The following is a 16,615-nucleotide window of genomic DNA, read 5'->3' on the forward strand; positions in this document are numbered from 1 at the left end:
TCACCGCCCCCCCCCCCCCCCCCAGCCCCCCGCCCCCCCCCCCGCCCCGGCCCCCGCCCCCCCCGCCCCGCGCCCCCCCCACGTCCGGGCCGCCCTCGGCGGCCAACGGCACCGGCTAGCGCCAGCGCTGGTTGGCGTAGGTCGGGTAGCAGGGGTAGACCTCGACCCGGTTCTCGTACTGGGCGAGGTAACCGCCCCCGGTCAGGCACAGGCGCGGATCGGCGCCGTAGCGGTAGAGGTACTCCGGGGTGCCGAGCCAACTGGTGCCCACCTGCTCCCGGAACCACAGCAGGTAGGCGTCGCGGGTGGTGCCCGGGTCGCAGGGGTACCCGCCCACCGGGCTGTGGGAGTATCCGGCCGAGCCGAGGCACAGGCGCTTGCCCGGCGCGTACAGGAGGTGACCGACCCGGCCCGCGGAGTCCACCACCGGGCGGACGAGGAAGTCCTCGTGCTCGCTCGCGCCGTAACGGGTCATGACCGACTCGAACGAGTACACCATCGTCAGGACCTTGGTCGTGGGCGGGTCGCTGATCGGCGCCGGCTGCACCAACGGCGCGCTGTAGGTCATCCACTGCTCGTCCCGCGCACCGCAGTGGTCCATGAACAAGGGCCGGCCCTTCACCGACGGCACGGTCAGGCACAGCCCGCCCAGCCCGACCAACCGGAACCCGCCGTTGCCCGTGGTGTCGATCCGCCACAGCTGGGGGTCGCCGTCGTAGCAGGGCCAGCTCCAGACGGGCGTGCCGGGCGCGGTGTTGCCCCACTCGACGTCCACGCACAGGTTGCTGTGCGCGGCGCGCACCGAGAAGTAGCCGGGCCGCCGCCGGCTCTCCTCCCACACGAAGAACTGGTTGGCGTAACCGACGAACGGGTAGGACACGACTTCTGCGCCCTGGCCGCCACCACCGCCCACGTCCCACACGAAACCGCTGTGCAGCCCTGCCATCACCACGCCGCTGCCGGTGCGCAGCGCCGTCGGCGGCGAGGCGTGCGCGGCCGGCGCCGCCGCGACCGCGGCCACGGGCAGGCCCAGCAGCACCGAGAGGACGATCGGCAGCAGGCGGGATCTCCCGCGTGATCGCCGGCTGAACACGAACATGGCACGTTCCCTTCCCCGGAGGCGACGCCCACGGCCGGGCGGCGGTCGTCATCGTCCCCGGCGGTGAACGCGCTGTCGTCCTGGGAAACCAGGAGTTCCCGGCGGGCGGCGCCGAGCGCGCGGGCTTCCCGGCCACGCCCCGGCCGACGGGGTCAGCGCCGCGCGCCCGATCGCGCGTACGCGCCCGGCGCGGTGCCGAGCATCCGGCGGAAGTGCCGGGTCAGGTGCGACTGGTCGTAGAACCCGACGGCGGGCGCGACCTCGGCCGGCGGCACGCCGTCGAGCAGCAGGCGGCGGGCCAGGTCGACGCGCCGGCCGGTGAGGTACCGGTGCGGCGGCAGGCCGAACTCGCGGGTGAACGCGCGGACCAGGCGTTCGGGGCCGGCCGCCAGCCGGGCGGCGGCGTCGGTCAGGGTGAGGCCGTCCGTCACGTGCGCGTCCAGCAGGTCCCGCAGCGCGCGGGCCAGGCCCGGCTCGGGGGTCGGCGCGGTCGGCTCGCGCCGGCGCAGGTGGGCCTGCACCCGGTCGCGGACCAGGGCCAGCCTGGACTCGGCCTCCCACTCGTCGCCGCCGCGCAGCACCCCGTGCAACTGGTGCACGCGCAGCCGCAGCGCCGGGTCGGCGAACGCCGGGCGGTCGACCGCCGCGCCGACCAGGTCCGTGCCCAGCACCTCCGGGTCCAGGTACAGCACCCGCTTGCCGAAGCCCTCCGGGGTCGCGTTGCGCCCGTCGTGCGGCACGTGCGGCGGCAGCAGGGTGACCGAGGCGGGCGGCGCGCCGTGCTCGCGGTGGTCCAGGCCGTAGGTCACCGTGCCGGTGTCCACCAGCAGCAGCGTCCACGCGGCGTGCGTGTGCGCCGGGTAGGCGTGGTCGGTGAAGTGCGCGTGCAGCACCTCCACGATGCCCGGCACGGCGGGCCGCCACGCGGCGATGTCAGGGCCCACGTCAAGAACGTACAAGACGCCGCCGGGCCGCACCGGCGACGGTGTCCGGGTGCAACGATTCGACACGAAGTTCGCCCTCCTGCTCCGGGACGACCTCGCGCCGTGGCAGGCGCTCAACGTGACCGCGTTCCTGGCCGGCGGCCTCACCGCCGCCGTGCCCGAGGCGGTCGGCGAGCCGTACGAGGACGCGGACGGGACGCGGTACCTGCCCATGCTCGGCCGGCCGGTGGTCGTGCTGACCGGCGGCAAGGAGGTCCTGACCGCCGCGCACGCCCGCGCGGTCGGGCGGGGGCTCCCGCTGGCCGTGTTCACCTCCGACCTGTTCGCCACCGGCAACGACGTGGACAACCGCGCCGCCGTGCGCGCCGTGCCGCGTGACGCGCTCGACCTCGTGGGCATCGGGGTGCACGGCCCGCGCAACGCGGCGGACAAGGTGCTCAAGGGCGCTCGGATGCACCCCTGACGGCCACTCCGGGCCATGGTCGAACACCGGTCGCGGGCTGATCGAAGGGGGGTCGGCGGCGTGGACGCCGACCCCCGCGCACCCGGACCGGTCAGAAGTCGTACCGGTCGATGTTGCCCGCGTCGAAGGTCGTCGGCGGCCCGAGGACGATCTCGCCGTTCTCGCCGATGGTCCGCTCGCCGAGCCTGCCCGCCTTGAGCTTCTCCCCCTCCGCGCCGGTGATCTGCCCGGACGCGAGCGCGGCGGCGGCGTAGCCCGCCAGGTAGCCCAGTTCCCGCGGGTCCCACAGCGCGAACTCCGTGACCGTGCCGTCCTTGACGAACTGCCGCATCTGGTTCGGCGTGCCCAGCCCGGTGAGCGCCACCTTCCCCTTGTGCGGAGAGGAGGACAGGTACCGCGCGGCGGCGGAGATGCCCACCGTCGTCGGCGACACGATCCCCTTCAGGTCCGGGATGGACTGCAACAACGCCTGCGTCTCCTGGAACGACTTCTGGTCGTCGTCGTCCCCGTACGCCACCTTGACCAGTTCGAGGCCGGGGTGCTGCGCCAGCTCGTCCTCCATGAACCCGATCCAGGTGTTCTGGTTGGTGGCGTTGGGCGTGGCGGACAGGATCGCGATCTTGCCCCGGCCGCCGACCTGCCGCGAGATCAGCCGGATCTGGGACCGCCCGATCTCCTCGGAGTCGGCCTGGTTCACGAACACCTGGCGCGCGTCGGGCGCGGCGTCGGAGTCGACCGTCACCAGGGCGATCCCCTTGGCCATCGCGTCCTTGAGCGCGGGCGCGACGGCGTTCGGGTCGTTGGCCGCGATCACGATCGCGTCCTGCCGCTGCTGCACGAGCGTGTTGATGTAGGAGACCTGCGAGGAGGCCGACGCGTCGGAGGGGCCGACCTCCTTGCCCTCGCCCTTGACCTCGGTGACCGCCTCGATGCCGCCCCGGTCCATGACGATCTCGTACGGGTTGTCCACCTCCTTGGGCAGGAAGGCGATCTTCAGCCCTTCCTCGACCGGCGCGTTCGGGTCCGCGGTCCCGACCGGCCCCGTGCCGCGGCCCGCGTCCTGCCCCGCGGTGGAGTCCTTGGTCGTCCCGCCGCACGCCGCGACGAGCACGAGGGCGAGCGCGACCCCGGCCAGCTTCGGCGCCGTGTGGAGCTTCATCGTGGTTCCTCCAGGGGTGAGACGGGTCGTCGTCCGCGCAGCACCCTCGCGGCGACCGGCACGAGCACCGAGACGATCAGCAGCAGGCCGTTCACGACGTTCTGGACCTCGTTGGTCACGTCGTTGAGGAACAGCACGTTGCGCAGCCCCGCCATCAGCAGCAACGCGCTCGCCACGCCGAGCACGGTGCCGCGCCCGCCGAAGATCGACACCCCGCCCAGCAGCACCGCCGTGACGGCGACCAGCTCCAGGCCGTTCGCGTTGTCCGCGCGGGCGCTGTTGTACCGCAGCGTGTAGATCAACGACGCCACCCCGCACAGCACGCCGGACACGACGTACAGGGTGAACTTCACGCGGTCGACCCGGATGCCGGAGAACCGCGCGGTCTGCTCGCCGAGACCGATGGCGTACAGCGCGCGCCCGACCGGCGTGTGGTGGACGACCACCGCGGCCACCAACCCGACCACGAGCACCGGGATCAGGGCGTACGGCAGGAAGGTGCCGGGGACGAGGTCGGTGGCGAACGGCCGGTAGTTCTCCGGGAACCCGGTCACCGCGCCGTCGCCGAGCACCCCGTACGCCAGCCCCCGGTACAGGCCCAGCGTGCCGATCGTGACGGCCAGCGCGGGCAGCCCGAACCCCACCACCAGGCCCCCGTTGACCGCGCCCAGCAGCGCGCCCGCCACCAGCACCGCCGGCACGACGGTCTCGAACGGCACGCCGGCGTCCCACAGCACGCCGATCAGCGCGGAGCAGAAGCCGAGGACGGACGCCACCGACAGGTCGATCTCGCCGGTCAGCACGATCGGCAGCAACGCCATCGCCAGCAGCGCCACCTCGGTGAAGTCCTGGAGCAGGAAGCCGACGTTGCCCGCGTCGGCGAAACCGGGCGTGCCGGTCGAGCCGAACGCGAACACCGCGTCGCACAGCAGGAGCAGGACCACTTCCCAGCGCACCAGCCGGTCACGCACGACCGAGGCTCCTCTCCCGGCGCAGGCGGGCGGCCACCCGCAGCATCACGGCCCGGTCCAGCGAGATGGCCAGCAGCAGCGCCGCGCCGTCCACCGCCCGCTGCCAGAACGCGGGCACGCCCAGGACCGGCAGCGCGCCGCTGATCGTGGTGAGCAGCAACGCGCCGAGCACCGCGCCCTGCACGAAGCCGCTGCCGCCGAAGATCGCCACCCCGCCGACCACGACGGCCGCGACCACGGCCAGCTCGCGGCCCGTGCCCACGGAGGCGTTGACCGTGCCGAAGTAGGCCGCGTGCAGCACGCCCGCCAGGCCGACCAGCGCGCCGGACACGACGAACGCGGTGAACACCCGCCTGCCCGCCGGGATGCCCGCCAGCCGCGCCGCCTCCGGGTTCGACCCGATGGCGTACAGCTCCCGGCCGGACCGCCAGTTGTGCAGCGCGTACCCGATCACGACCAGCGCCGCCAGGGCGATCAGGGTCAGGTTGGGCACGCCGAGCACCGCGCCGCTGCCGAACGCGAGGAAGTCCGGCGACATCCGGTCGGCGTTGACCTGCCGCACGCCGGTCGCGCTCGCCCAGCCGTAGTCCAGGCCGCGGAACACGTAGAGCGTGCCGAGCGTGACCACCAGCGCGGGCACCTTGGCCACCGCGACCAGCGCGCCGTTGACCGCGCCGCAGACCGCGCCCAGCGCCATGCCCGCCGCCACCACCAGGACGACCGGCAGGTCCCGGTCGGCGAGGAACAGCTGCCCGGACAGGAACGCGGCGAGGCCCATCACGGAGCCGACGGACAGGTCGATGTTCCGGGTGATCACCAGCAGCGCCTGGCCGATGGCCAGCAGCGCGATGACGGAGGCGTTGAGGAACAGGTCGTGCAGCCCCTGCGCGTTGAGGAACGACGGCCGCACCGCCGCGGTGCCGGCCACCACCACGACGAGCGCGATCACGACGCCCAGCTCGCGGCCGGACAGCAGGGCGCGCGGCCTCATGCCGCGCTCCCGGTCGCCGCGCGCATCACGGCCTCCTCGGTCGCCTCCGCGCCGGACAGCTCCGCGGCGATCCGCCCCTCGTGCACCACCAGCACCCGGTCGGCCATGCCCAGCACCTCGGGCAGCTCGGACGAGATCAGCAGGATCGCCATCCCGCCCGCCGCGAGGTCGGCCAGCAGGGCGTGCACCTCGACCTTCGTGCCGATGTCGATGCCCCTGGTCGGCTCGTCCACGATGAGCACGGACGGTTCGGTGGCCAACCACTTGCCCAGCACGACCTTCTGCTGGTTGCCGCCGGACAGCGTGGCGGCCGGGTCGGTCCAGCGGCCGACCTTCACCGAGAGCCGCCCGCCCCACTCCCGCGCCAGCGCCCGTTCCCGGCGGCGCCGGGTGATCCCGAGGGGCGAGACGCGCCGCAGCCGGGCCAGGCTCGCGTTGCGCTCCACCGACAGCTCCGGCACCAGGCCCTGCTCGCGGCGGTCCTCCGGCACCAGCGCCACACCGCGGTCGATGGCGGCCCGCGGGTCGCCGGGCGGCAGCTCGACGCCGTCCACCCGGACCGTGCCCGCGTCCCGGCCGTCCACCCCGAACACCGCCCGCGCCACCTCCGTGCGGCCGGAGCCGACCAGCCCGGCCAGGCCGACGATCTCGCCGCGCCGCACCTCGAAGGAGACGTCGCGGAACACGCCGGCGCGGGTCAGGCCCTCCACCACGAGCCGGGGTTCGCCGACCTCGGTGCGGCGGGCGGGGAAGAGCTGCTCGACCGAGCGGCCGACCATGCGCCTCACCAGCTCGTCGTGCCCGACCTCCGCGATGGGGTCGGTCGACACGAGCGCGCCGTCGCGCAGCACGGTCACCCGGTCGCACAGCTCGTACATCTCCTCCAGGCGGTGCGAGATGAACAGCAGCGCCGCGCCCCGTTCGGCGAGCCCGCGCGCCACCCGGAACAGCCGCCGGGCCTCGACAGCGGACAGCGCGGCGGTCGGCTCGTCCATCACGATCACGCGGGCGTCGGCCGACAGCGCCTTGGCGATCTCGATGATCTGCTGGTCCGCGATCGACAGGCCCCGGGTGGGCCGGGCCGGGTCGATCGGGACGCCGAGGAGGTCGAGCAGCTCGGTCGTGCGCCGGTGCATCTCCCGGCGGTCGATCCGCCGGCCCCGGCGCAGCGGCTGCCGACCCATGAAGACGTTCTCGGCCACGCCGAGGTCCGGGAACTGCACGGGTTCCTGGTGGATCACCGCGACCCCGCGCCGCCGGGCGTCGCGCGGCGAGGCGAACCGCACCGGTTCGCCGTCGAGCAGCACCTCGCCCGCGTCCGGCCGGTGCTCGCCGCCGATGATCCGCACCACGGTCGACTTGCCCGCTCCGTTCTCCCCCGCCAGCGCGTGCACCTCGCCCGCGTGCAGCGAGAGCGAGACGCCGCGCAACGCCCGGACGGCCTGGAACGACTTCCCGACGTCGCGGAGTTCGAGCAACGGGCGCACGCGGACCTCGCTCTCGCGGAACGTTGTGAAACGTTTCATTCCCGGCGACCGACGTTATCCAGGTCACATCGGTCCGTCAAGGCGGGCGATTCGGCTGAGACGTTTCATCGCGCGCCGGGACCGGGCCTGCGCGCGGTCCCCATCCAGGCCGTCACGCAGCGTCGCGGCCGATCGTGGGTCCTCGCCGCCGAACGTGTTCGACGACAACGTCGTTCTCGCACATGTGGAGGTGGCGTGCGCGCAGCATCCCTCGGGCGCGGACTCCCGACGATCACCCTCGTGGCCGCGTCGGTCACGACTTCGGCCTGGACGGCCCCGGCCGTGGCCCGGGGGCGAACGCCTGAACCGCGGTGTGGTCAGCGTCCACACCGGCGACGGCGACTACGTCGGTTGGCGCGTGCCGGCCGGTGACGCGCCGGGCACCGCCTTCAACCTCTGCCGCGACGGGGTGAAGGTCAACGCGACCCCGATCACCGGGGCGTCGAACCACGTCGACAGGGGCGCGCCGGCCGACGCCGAGCACGTCGTCCGGGCCGTCGTGGGCGGGGTGGAGCAGGTGTCCGCAGTCGCCGACGACCCTGCGGTGCGGTTCACCGAGTGCCGACTACGTGCCGCCGCGCGGGGGACGCGGCGATGGGCGGCAGGACCGGGCCGGCACGGCGGTCACCGGTAGTCGCCGGACTCCGCCGTTCGTGCCGCCACGGATGTGTGACGGAACACGGCACGGGGCTCGTCGTCGTCAACAAGGCGTAAAGGACCCGATCGGGGGTGTCAGTACCCCGTCAGGCCGCACGGAATGCCCGGTCCGGGGATGCACCCTGTTCGGTGTCATCACCCTCGTGGGTTCGAGCGTCGGGAAGGGAGCGCGCACATGGCCGATATGGCCTACGTGGTGCTGCTGATCGGTGTGTTCCTGCTGTTGGCACTGACCGTGCGCGGACTGGGGCGGTTGTGAGCGGCACCGGGCCGGTCGCCAACGTCGTCGGCGGTGTCCTGGCGCTCGCGCTGATCGTGTACCTGTTCGTCGCGCTGATCAGACCGGAGAAGTTCTGATGTCCACCACGGTGGCCGGTCTGCTCCAGGTCGGCGTGCTGGTCGTCGCGTTGGCCGCGGTGCACCGGCCGTTCGGCGACTACCTGGCCCGCGTCTACACCGGCACCCGGCACTCCCGGGTCGAGCGGGCCGTCTACCGGCTCGCCGGGGTCGATCCCGCTTCCGAGCAGCGCTGGGGGACCTATGCGCAAGGTGTGATCGCGTTCTCGTTCGTCGGCGCGGTGGTGCTGTACGCGTTGCAGCGGATCCAGTCGGTGCTGCCGTTCGACCACGGGCGCGGGAACGTGCCGGCCGCCATGGCGTTCAACACCGCGGTCAGCTTCGTGACGAACACCAACTGGCAGTCCTACGTCCCCGAGACGGTCATGGGGCACACGGTGCAGATGGCCGGCCTGACGGTGCAGAACTTCGTGTCCGCCGCGGTGGGCATGGCGGTGGCGGTCGCGTTGGTGCGCGGGTTCGTGCGGCACCGGACCGATCGGTTGGGGAACTTCTGGGTCGACCTGGTGCGCGGCACGGTCCGGGTCCTGCTGCCGGTGTCGTTCGCGTTCGCGGTCGTGCTGGTCGTGACGGGGGTCGTGATGAGCCTGAAGTCCGGGGTGGACGTCGACGGGCGGACCGTGGCCACCGCGCCGGTCGCCTCGCAGGAAGCGATCAAGGAGCTGGGCACGAACGGCGGCGGTGTGCTCAACGCCAACTCGGCGCACCCGTTCGAGAACCCCAACGCCTGGTCGAACCTGATCGAGGTGTTCCTGATCCTGGTCATCCCGGTCAGCCTGACCCGCACGTTCGGCACGCTGGTCGGCGACCGCCGGCAGGGCTACGTGCTGCTGTCGGTGATGGGCGTGATCTGGTCGCTGATGCTCACCGTCATCTGGGTCGCGGAGGCGGCCGGCCTGCGTCCCCTGGAGGGCAAGGAGCTGCGGTTCGGCGTTCCCGGCTCGGCGTTGTTCGCCAACTCCACCACGGGCACGTCGACCGGCGCGGTGAACTCGATGCACGACAGCTTCACCGGGCTGGGCGGTGGGGCGGCGTTGCTGAACATGCTGTTCGGCGAGATGACGCCCGGCGGTGCCGGCACCGGTCTCTACGGCATCCTCGTCATGGCGGTCATCGCGATGTTCCTGGCGGGCCTGATGGTCGGCCGCACGCCGGAGTACCTGGGCAAGAAGCTCGGCCGTCGGGAGGTCACGGCGGCGGCCGTGGCGATCCTGGCCATGCCGACGGTGATGCTGCTCGGCGCGGGCGTCGCCGCGATCCTGCCCGGCACCCGAGGCTCGCTCAACAACCCCGGCGCGCACGGCCTGTCGGAAATCCTCTACGCGTACGCGTCGGCGTCGAACAACAACGGCAGCGCCTTCGCGGGCCTCACCGTGACCGGTGACTGGTTCCAGGCGTCGCTGGGCGTGTGCATGGCGGTGGGCCGGTTCGTCCCGATCATCGCGGTGCTGTGCCTGGCCGGCTCGCTGGCCGCGCAGCGGAAGGCGCCCGAGACGCCCGGCGCCCTGCCGACCACGGGCCCGCTGTTCGCCACGCTGCTGGGCGGCGCGATCGTGCTGGTCGCCGCGCTGACCTTCGTGCCCGCTCTCGCCCTCGGTCCCATCGCGGAGGCCCTGCTGTGACCACCACGACCGCACACTCGCGGGAGATCCGCGAACGCCACGCGCGGAACCCGGGCCGCCAGGTCGCGGCGGGCGCGTTCCACCCCCGGCAGCTGGTCGAGTCCTTCCCGGACGCGCTGCGCAAGCTGCACCCGCGTCACCAACTGCGCAACCCGGTCATGTTCGTCGTGTGGATCGGCTCGCTGCTGGTGAGCGTGTTCGCCATCGGCGACCCCGGCGTGTTCACGATCGCGGTGGCGGCGTGGCTGTGGGCGACCGTCCTGTTCGCCAACCTCGCCGAGGCCGTCGCCGAGGGCCGGGGCAAGGCGCAGGCCGACTCCCTGCGCCGCACCAAGAGGGACGCCGTCGCCCGCCGCCTCGCCGAGGACGGCGGCGAGGAACGCGTCCCCGGCGCCGAACTGCGCGTCGGCGACCTCGTCGTGGTCGAGGCGGGCGAGGTGATCCCGGGTGACGGCGACGTGGTCGAGGGCATCGCCACGGTGGACGAGTCGGCGATCACCGGCGAGTCCGCCCCCGTCATCCGGGAGTCGGGCGGCGACCGGTCGGCCGTGACGGGCGGCACCACGGTGTTGTCGGACCGGGTCGTCGTGCGGATCACCACCAAGCCCGGCGAGTCGTTCGTCGACCGGATGATCGCGCTGGTGGAGGGCGCGCGGCGGCAGAAGACGCCCAACGAGATCGCGTTGACGATCCTGCTGTCCACGCTGACGGTCATCTTCCTGCTCGCGGTGGTGGCGTTGCAGCCGTTCGCGGTCTTCTCCGGCGGCGAGCAGTCGGTGGTCGTGCTGACCGCCCTGCTGGTGTGCCTGATCCCGACCACGATCGGCGCGCTGCTGTCCGCGATCGGCATCGCGGGCATGGACCGGTTGGTGCAGCGCAACGTGCTGGCGACGTCGGGCAAGGCCGTCGAGGCGGCCGGTGACGTCGACACCCTGCTGCTGGACAAGACCGGCACCATCACCTGGGGCAACCGGCGGGCGACGGAGTTGATCCCGGTCAACGGGACCGGGATGGACGTGCTCGTGGACGCCGCCCGGTTGTCGAGCCTGGCCGACGGCACGCCCGAGGGCCGCAGCATCATCGAGCTGTGCGTGACCGGGCACGGCCGCTCCGCCGAGCCCGCCGACGCGGAGCGCGCCGGCGAGTTCGTGCCGTTCACCGCGCAGACCCGGATGAGCGGTGTCGACCTGGACGGCCGCCGCATCCGCAAGGGCGCGGCGAGCGCGTTCACCCTGGACGACACCACCAGGGCCGTGGTCGACGCGATCGGCGAGCAGGGCGGCACCCCGCTCGTGGTGGCCGAGAACGACGTGGTGCTGGGCGTGGTCCGCCTGTCGGACGTGGTCAAGCCCGGCATGCGGGAGCGGTTCGCCGAGCTGCGCGCCATGGGCATCCGCACGGTCATGGTCACGGGCGACAACCCGTTGACCGCCAGGGCCATCGCCGACGAGGCCGGGGTGGACGACTTCCTCGCCGAGGCCAGGCCCGAGGACAAGATGGCCCTGATCCGCGAGGAGCAGGAGGGCGGCAAGCTGGTCGCGATGACCGGTGACGGCACCAACGACGCCCCGGCCCTCGCCCAGTCCGACGTCGGCGTGGCCATGAACACCGGCACCTCGGCCGCCAAGGAGGCCGGGAACATGGTCGACCTGGACTCCGACCCGACCAAGCTGATCGAGATCGTGGAGATCGGCAAGCAGCTGCTGATCACGCGCGGCGCGCTGACCACCTTCAGCGTGGCCAACGACCTGGCGAAGTACTTCGCGATCCTGCCCGCCATGTTCGCCGCCATCCACCCCCAGTTGGACCGGCTGGACATCATGCGCCTGGGCTCGCCGCAGTCGGCGATCCTGTCCGCGGTGATCTTCAACGCGCTGATCATCGTGGTGCTGATCCCGCTGGCCCTGCGCGGGGTCCGCTACCAGCCGGCCGGCGCCGCGGCGCTGCTCCGGCGCAACCTGCTGGTCTACGGCCTGGGCGGCGTCGTCACGCCGTTCGCCGGGATCTGGCTGATCGACCTGCTCGTCCGCCTCATCCCCGGGATCGGGTGACAACCGTGCGCAACTTCGTCAAGCAGGCCCTGGCCGGACTGCGCGTCCTCGTCGTGCTGACCGCCATCACCGGCGTGCTCTACCCGGCGGCGGTGTGGGGCGTGTCCCGGCTGCCCGGCCTGCACGCCAAGGCCGAGGCCGTCGACACCACCCTGGTCGGCGTGGACCGCGAGGGAGGGCGGTGGTTCCGCACCCGCCCCTCCGCGGCGACGCCGCCCGCCTCGGGCGGCTCCAACAAGGGTGAGCTGAACGCGGAGTACGACGCGGTGATCGCCGAGCGACGTGCGGCGGTCGCCCGGCGCGAGGGCGTCCCCGAGGACCGGGTGCCGCCGGACGCGGTGACCGCCTCCGCGTCCGGCCTGGACCCGCACATCAGCCCGGCGTACGCGGAACTCCAGGTGCCGCGGGTGGCCCGGGAGAACGGGCTGCCCGAGGACGTCGTGCGCCGACTGGTCGCCGAGAGCACCGAGGGACGCGCCGCGGGGTTCCTCGGCGAGCCGGGTGTCAACGTCACCGCGCTCAACCGCGCGGTCGAGGCCACCGGGTAGGCATGCCCGAGCGCGGACGGGGTGAGCTGCGCGTCGCGGACCACGGCCGCGGCCTGCCGAGGAACACCTCCGACACCGCGCTCGCCCCTTCCCACGGCTCGGCGACCGCGACCGCGCCCACGGGATCGGGCGTGGGCTCGCTCGGGCTTGGGCTCTGGCTCTGGCTCTGGCTGGGGCTGGGCCTGGGGCTCGGGCTTGGGCTTGGGCTTGGGCTTGGGCTTGGGCTTGGGCCCAGCGTCACCAAGGGCTTCACCGGAGCGATGGGCGGCACCATCGCCGGAGCGGATCCCGTCGGTGCCTACGGGGCGGTGCGGTCGCGGTCGGTCAGGTAGGCGAGCACCGCGGTGACGCGCCGGTTGCCCGACGGCCCCGCCGCGATGCCGAGCTTGCGGAAGACGTTGCCGGTGTGGGTGCCCACGGTGGTGAGGGCGATCCTGAGCCGGTCGGCGATGCCCTGGTCGGACAGTCCCTGCGCCATCAGGGTGAGCACGTCGCGCTCGCGCTGGGTGAGGTGCGCTAACGGCTCCCGGCCGCCGGCCGGCACGAGCGTGGACACCACGTCGGGGTCCACGGCGGTGCCGCCCCCGGCGATGCGGCGCAGCACGTCGTCCAGCATCCGGCCGTCGGACAGGTTGTCCTTGAGCAGGTAGCCGACCCCGGTCGCGCCGCCGGCCAGCAGCGCGGTGGCCCAGGTGTGCTCGGCGTAGTGCGACAGCACGAGCACCGCGACGCGCGGGTGGCGCGTCCGGATGGCGACGCCCAGGCGCAGGCCCTCGTCGCTGAACGTCGGCGGCAGGCGGACGTCGAGGATGGCGACGTCCGGCGCGTGGCGGGCGACGAGCCCGAGCACCTGCTCGGACCGCACCGCGGTGGCGACCACCTCGTGGCCCAGCCCGGTCACCACGCGGACCAGCCCTTCCCTGGCCAGCAACGAGTCCTCGGCGATGATCACACGCACGGCAGCTCCGCGGTCAGGGTCGTGCCGTGCCCGGCGGGGCTGTGGAGCGTGAGCCGACCGCCCACGGCGGCGACGCGGTCGGTGAGGCCGGACAGCCCCGAACCGGGTGCCGGCGTGGCGCCGCCGACCCCGTCGTCGGCGATCCGCACGACCAGGCATCCGCCGACCTCGACGTGCACCTCGACCCCGATCCGGGCGGCCCGCGCGTGACGCACCGCGTTGGCCACGGCCTCGCTCACCACGAAGTACGCGGTGGCCTCGACGGCCTGCCGCAGCCGCGGCAGCTCGCCGATCCGCACGTCGGAGCGCAGCGGGACGCGGACGAGCAGTTGTTCGACGGCCGCCCGCAGGCCCTGCATGGTGAGCACGGCGGGGTGGATGCCGCGGGCCAGTTCGCGCAGCTCCCGGGTCGCCAGCCGCAGCTCGGCCTCCACCTCGTCGAGCAGCGCGACCGTCTCGGGTCTCGTGCCGTCGGGGCTCAGCGACTGCCGCACCAGGTTCAGGATCAGGCCGACCGAGAGCAGCCGTTGCTGGGCGCCGTCGTGCAGGTCGCGTTCCAGCCGGCGGCGGGCGTCGTCGCCCGCCGTGACCAGCCTGGCCCGGGACGCGCGCACCTCCTCGAGCTGACGCCACATCGCCTCCTGCAACCGCGCGTTCTCCAGCGCCAGCCGCACCGCCGCGCCCGCCGACTCCAGCAACGCGGGTTCGGTCCGCAGGCCGGCGTCGTGCACGATCACCGCCAGGGGGTCGTCGGCGTCGCCGACCACCGTGCGCCGGGCCGGGTCGTCGGGGAGGTCGACGGCCTCGCCCGCGGCGTCCACGCAACCTCCGGGTGTGGGGAACCCGATGCGCAGCCCGGGGTCGTCCAGCGCGGTGGAGAGGGCCTCCCGCAGCCGGTCGGCCCGCACGAACCGGATGTGCCGGACCAGGTCGGACACCCGCGCCTCGTCCAGGCGCGCCCGCAGCAGCCCGAGGAAAAACGCCAGCGGCACGGCGACCAGCGAGGCGAACTGCGCCGGCGCGAGCGCCTGGTCCACCCCGTCCGGCGAGGCCGCCGCCAGCAGGCCCACCACGGCGAACAGCACCGCCGTCGCGACCATCGCCACCCCCGGGAAGGCCAGCACCCGCCGCTGCCGCCGGCTCGCCCGGACGAGCCGGTGCACGATCACCGACGCCCCGACCAGGGTGAGCACCGCCGAGCCCAGCCCGGACAGCTGCGCCGTCGCCGCGGCCAGGCCCGGGTGGTCGACCAGCGGCATCGGCGCGCACACGTCGCGGCACCGGCCCTCCGGCCGGATGGGCCCGGCCAGCGCCTGCGCCAGGGCCGTCACGCCACCGAACACCCACCCCGCGACCGCCACCCCGCGCCCGAGCCGGTCGTGCACGACCCCGGACGGGTAGGCGAGGAAGACGTGCGCGCCCAGCGGCAGTTGGAACGCGGTCAGCACGAACGCGACCGCCACGACGCCGTTCACCGCGCCCGAGCCGGTCTCCAGCGCGAACGCGGCGGGTGCGGTGCTCGCGAGCAACGTCCCCAGGATCGTCATCAGCAGCCCCATCCGGCTGCCGGGCCGGATCCGGGCGGCGAGGTAGCCGGCGACGAGCCAGGTGAGGACCTGACCGATCTCCTTGAGGTCGAACAGGAACCCGTAGGCGCCGTACCGGCCCGCCAGCCAGGCGTCCACCGCCGTCAGGCCCAGGCCCACGGCCACCACCACCCGGACGGGCACGCTCACCACGGCGGCAGGCCCGCCAGCCCGGCCACCCGCAGGCCGCTGAACTCGTCCTTGGGCAGGAACCCCGCCGCCGGCGACGCGTCGATCCGGTCCCCCAGCTCGGCGCGGGTGAGGCTGGAGATCAGCACCACCCGCGGGGGCACGGGGAGCGCGGCGAGTTCCTCGGCCACCGTGATTCCGTCCACATCCGGTAGCAGTACATCAAGGACCACCACATCGGGCCGCAGTTCGCGGGCTCGGGCGAGGGCTTCCCGCCCGTCGGCGGCCTCGCCGACCACGGTCAGCCCCTCGGACTCCAGCAGTCGACGGGCCACGCGCCGGAACCCCGCGTGGTCGTCGACCAGGAGGACGCTCGCTCGCACACCCCCATCCTGCTGCTCCGTGGCGGCGGAGGGATCTTCGCGGGCCGAATCTCGTGGTTTCCCCGGAGGCGCGGCGGCGGCGCCCGCGGTCACTGTTGCGGTCGGCCCCCGTGCGGACCGACCGGATCAAGCCGGTGAGAGGAGCTGGTCCCCTTGCGCTTCGCCCCACGTGCTCGTGCCCTCGTGGTGGTCGCCACCCTGTTCGCCTCGCTGACCGCGGCCATCGCGCCGAACGCCCGGGCGCTGCCGGTCACGTTCGACCGCACGGACTGGCCCGTGGTCATGGGTTCGGTGGACTTCGGCATGACGGTGCACGTCAAGGACTTCAACCGCGAGGACGGCGCGGTCATCGCGCCCTTCGGGTTCGTCGGCTACTCCAACGAGTTCTGGCGGTGGCGGCGCAAGCCCGCCGCCGGCTACTACGACGTCGTGAACGCCTTCAGCGGCAAGTGCCTGGACGTCCAGTGGGGCAGCCACGCGATCGGCGCGCCGGTGTGGCAGTGGCCCTGCAACGGCCTCGACGCGCAGCTGTGGCGCGTGGAGTGGCTGCCCGGCACGACGTTGCAGCGCTACGTCAACCGCGGCAGCGGCCTGTGCCTGACCATGCCGGCGGTGCGCGGCCAGAGCCTCTACCAGGACGTGTGCGGCAGCCGTGACGGCCAGGCGTTCGACTACATCCGGCCGCTGGTCAACCCGGTGCCCATCACCGACCCGCCAACCACGAAGGTCATCACCTACACGTCGTCCGGCGCGGCGGTCATGTCGCGCTTCGCCATGCTGCTGGAGCAGGACCTCAGCCTCGAGTTCCGCTGGACGCTGCCGGACGGCCACGTGATCAACCGGATCCACAACGAGTGGCGCGACGCGTGCCTGACCGTGGGAGCCCTGACCGGCACGGGCGCTCCGGTGTCCTGGGCGTGGTGCAGCCCCGGAGCACCGCAACCCGGCGTGGCGTACCCGGTGAACCAGCTGTGGACCACCACCCCCGTCGGCGCCGACCGGTGGGGCTCCACGGAGTACCAGTACCGCTACTACACGACCAACTGGTGCCTGACCCGCGACTACGTCGCCGCGGACCGGCTGGGCGTGACCGCCTGCAACCCGGCCGACCCGCGTCAACGCTGGCGCGACGTCTGACCGGCGTCTGCCGCGGGTCGCCCCCGCGCCGGGC

Annotated in this window: 16 protein-coding genes; 7 read left to right on the plus strand and 9 right to left on the minus strand. The window is 73.4% G+C overall.

The window, feature by feature from the left end:
* Positions 1-115: 115 nt before the first annotated feature.
* Complete coding sequence (locus ACFXGA_RS23180; RefSeq protein ID WP_378090925.1) at positions 116-1,099, minus strand: ricin-type beta-trefoil lectin domain protein; 984 nt, start codon at positions 1,097-1,099, stop codon at positions 116-118.
* Positions 1,100-1,251: 152 nt separating this feature from the next.
* Positions 1,252-2,043, minus strand: coding sequence for an AraC family transcriptional regulator (locus tag ACFXGA_RS23185; protein WP_378090927.1), 792 nt, complete (start codon positions 2,041-2,043; stop codon positions 1,252-1,254).
* A gap of 49 nt (positions 2,044-2,092) precedes the next feature.
* Between ACFXGA_RS23185 and ACFXGA_RS23190 the strand changes: the two genes are divergently transcribed.
* Positions 2,093-2,506, plus strand: coding sequence for a DUF2000 family protein (locus ACFXGA_RS23190; protein WP_378090929.1), 414 nt, complete (start codon positions 2,093-2,095; stop codon positions 2,504-2,506).
* 91 nt (positions 2,507-2,597) lie between these two features.
* Here the strand turns inward: ACFXGA_RS23190 and rhaS are convergent, their stop codons facing one another.
* Genes rhaS through ACFXGA_RS23210 form a run of 4 tightly spaced genes read right to left on the minus strand, consistent with a single transcriptional unit; the run spans position 2,598 to position 7,153 of the window.
* Positions 2,598-3,665, minus strand: coding sequence for a rhamnose ABC transporter substrate-binding protein (gene rhaS, locus ACFXGA_RS23195; protein WP_378090931.1), 1,068 nt, complete (start codon positions 3,663-3,665; stop codon positions 2,598-2,600).
* Positions 3,662-4,636, minus strand: coding sequence for an ABC transporter permease (locus ACFXGA_RS23200; protein ID WP_378090933.1), 975 nt, complete (start codon positions 4,634-4,636; stop codon positions 3,662-3,664). Before ACFXGA_RS23200 ends, rhaS begins: the two co-directional genes overlap by 4 nt.
* Complete coding sequence (locus ACFXGA_RS23205; protein WP_378090935.1) at positions 4,629-5,627, minus strand: ABC transporter permease; 999 nt, start codon at positions 5,625-5,627, stop codon at positions 4,629-4,631. Before ACFXGA_RS23205 ends, ACFXGA_RS23200 begins: the two co-directional genes overlap by 8 nt.
* Positions 5,624-7,153 carry a sugar ABC transporter ATP-binding protein gene (locus tag ACFXGA_RS23210; protein WP_378090937.1) on the minus strand — a complete coding sequence of 510 codons (1,530 nt, stop codon included), beginning with the start codon at positions 7,151-7,153 and terminating at the stop codon, positions 5,624-5,626. Before ACFXGA_RS23210 ends, ACFXGA_RS23205 begins: the two co-directional genes overlap by 4 nt.
* Positions 7,154-7,343: 190 nt before the next feature.
* Between ACFXGA_RS23210 and ACFXGA_RS23215 the strand changes: the two genes are divergently transcribed.
* From ACFXGA_RS23215 to ACFXGA_RS23235, 5 genes are all read left to right on the plus strand, one after another.
* Positions 7,344-7,787 (plus strand): hypothetical protein, encoded by a 444-nt coding sequence (locus ACFXGA_RS23215; RefSeq protein WP_378090939.1) that lies wholly within the window; start codon positions 7,344-7,346, stop codon positions 7,785-7,787.
* A gap of 278 nt (positions 7,788-8,065) precedes the next feature.
* The gene (gene kdpF / locus ACFXGA_RS23220) at positions 8,066-8,167 is read left to right on the plus strand and encodes a K(+)-transporting ATPase subunit F (RefSeq protein WP_378090941.1); all 102 of its coding nucleotides are present in this window, start codon (positions 8,066-8,068) and stop codon (positions 8,165-8,167) included.
* Positions 8,167-9,789, plus strand: a complete 1,623-nt coding sequence (gene kdpA / locus ACFXGA_RS23225) for a potassium-transporting ATPase subunit KdpA (RefSeq protein WP_378090944.1) — start codon at positions 8,167-8,169, stop codon at positions 9,787-9,789. Before kdpF ends, kdpA begins: the two co-directional genes overlap by 1 nt.
* On the plus strand, positions 9,786-11,840 hold the full coding sequence (gene kdpB / locus ACFXGA_RS23230; protein WP_378090946.1) for a potassium-transporting ATPase subunit KdpB: 2,055 nt from the start codon (positions 9,786-9,788) through the stop codon (positions 11,838-11,840). The genes kdpA and kdpB overlap by 4 nt, the downstream gene beginning before the upstream one ends.
* 5 nt (positions 11,841-11,845) lie before the next feature.
* Positions 11,846-12,388: a potassium-transporting ATPase subunit C gene (locus ACFXGA_RS23235; protein WP_378090948.1), complete on the plus strand. Its 543-nt coding sequence runs from the start codon at positions 11,846-11,848 to the stop codon at positions 12,386-12,388.
* A gap of 298 nt (positions 12,389-12,686) precedes the next feature.
* Here the strand turns inward: ACFXGA_RS23235 and ACFXGA_RS23240 are convergent, their stop codons facing one another.
* The 3 genes from ACFXGA_RS23240 to ACFXGA_RS23250 are packed head-to-tail and all read right to left on the minus strand — an operon-like array spanning position 12,687 to position 15,444.
* Positions 12,687-13,346, minus strand: a complete 660-nt coding sequence (locus ACFXGA_RS23240) for a LuxR C-terminal-related transcriptional regulator (protein WP_378090950.1) — start codon at positions 13,344-13,346, stop codon at positions 12,687-12,689.
* Entirely contained in the window at positions 13,337-15,076 is a 1,740-nt protein-coding gene (locus ACFXGA_RS23245) for an ATP-binding protein (protein WP_378090952.1), read from the minus strand. The genes ACFXGA_RS23240 and ACFXGA_RS23245 overlap by 10 nt, the downstream gene beginning before the upstream one ends.
* 2 nt (positions 15,077-15,078) lie before the next feature.
* Positions 15,079-15,444: a response regulator transcription factor gene (locus tag ACFXGA_RS23250; RefSeq protein WP_378090954.1), complete on the minus strand. Its 366-nt coding sequence runs from the start codon at positions 15,442-15,444 to the stop codon at positions 15,079-15,081.
* A gap of 153 nt (positions 15,445-15,597) precedes the next feature.
* Between ACFXGA_RS23250 and ACFXGA_RS23255 the strand changes: the two genes are divergently transcribed.
* A complete protein-coding gene (locus tag ACFXGA_RS23255) occupies positions 15,598-16,581 on the plus strand; it encodes a ricin-type beta-trefoil lectin domain protein (protein WP_378090956.1) in 984 nt (327 codons plus the stop codon).
* Positions 16,582-16,615: the final 34 nt, after the last annotated feature.

Source organism: Actinosynnema sp. NPDC059335, from assembly GCF_042752395.1.
Taxonomy (GTDB): Bacteria; Actinomycetota; Actinomycetes; order Mycobacteriales; family Pseudonocardiaceae; genus Actinosynnema.

Coding starts and splice junctions, on each gene's coding strand:
- rhaS (WP_378090931.1), bottom strand. CDS start 3,665: ATGAAGCTCCACACGGCGCCGAAGCTGGCCGGGGTCGCGCTCGCCCTC.
- ACFXGA_RS23210 (WP_378090937.1), bottom strand. CDS start 7,153: ATGAAACGTTTCACAACGTTCCGCGAGAGCGAGGTCCGCGTGCGCCCG.
- kdpA (WP_378090944.1), top strand. CDS start 8,167: ATGTCCACCACGGTGGCCGGTCTGCTCCAGGTCGGCGTGCTGGTCGTC.
- ACFXGA_RS23180 (WP_378090925.1), bottom strand. CDS start 1,099: ATGTTCGTGTTCAGCCGGCGATCACGCGGGAGATCCCGCCTGCTGCCG.
- ACFXGA_RS23205 (WP_378090935.1), bottom strand. CDS start 5,627: ATGAGGCCGCGCGCCCTGCTGTCCGGCCGCGAGCTGGGCGTCGTGATC.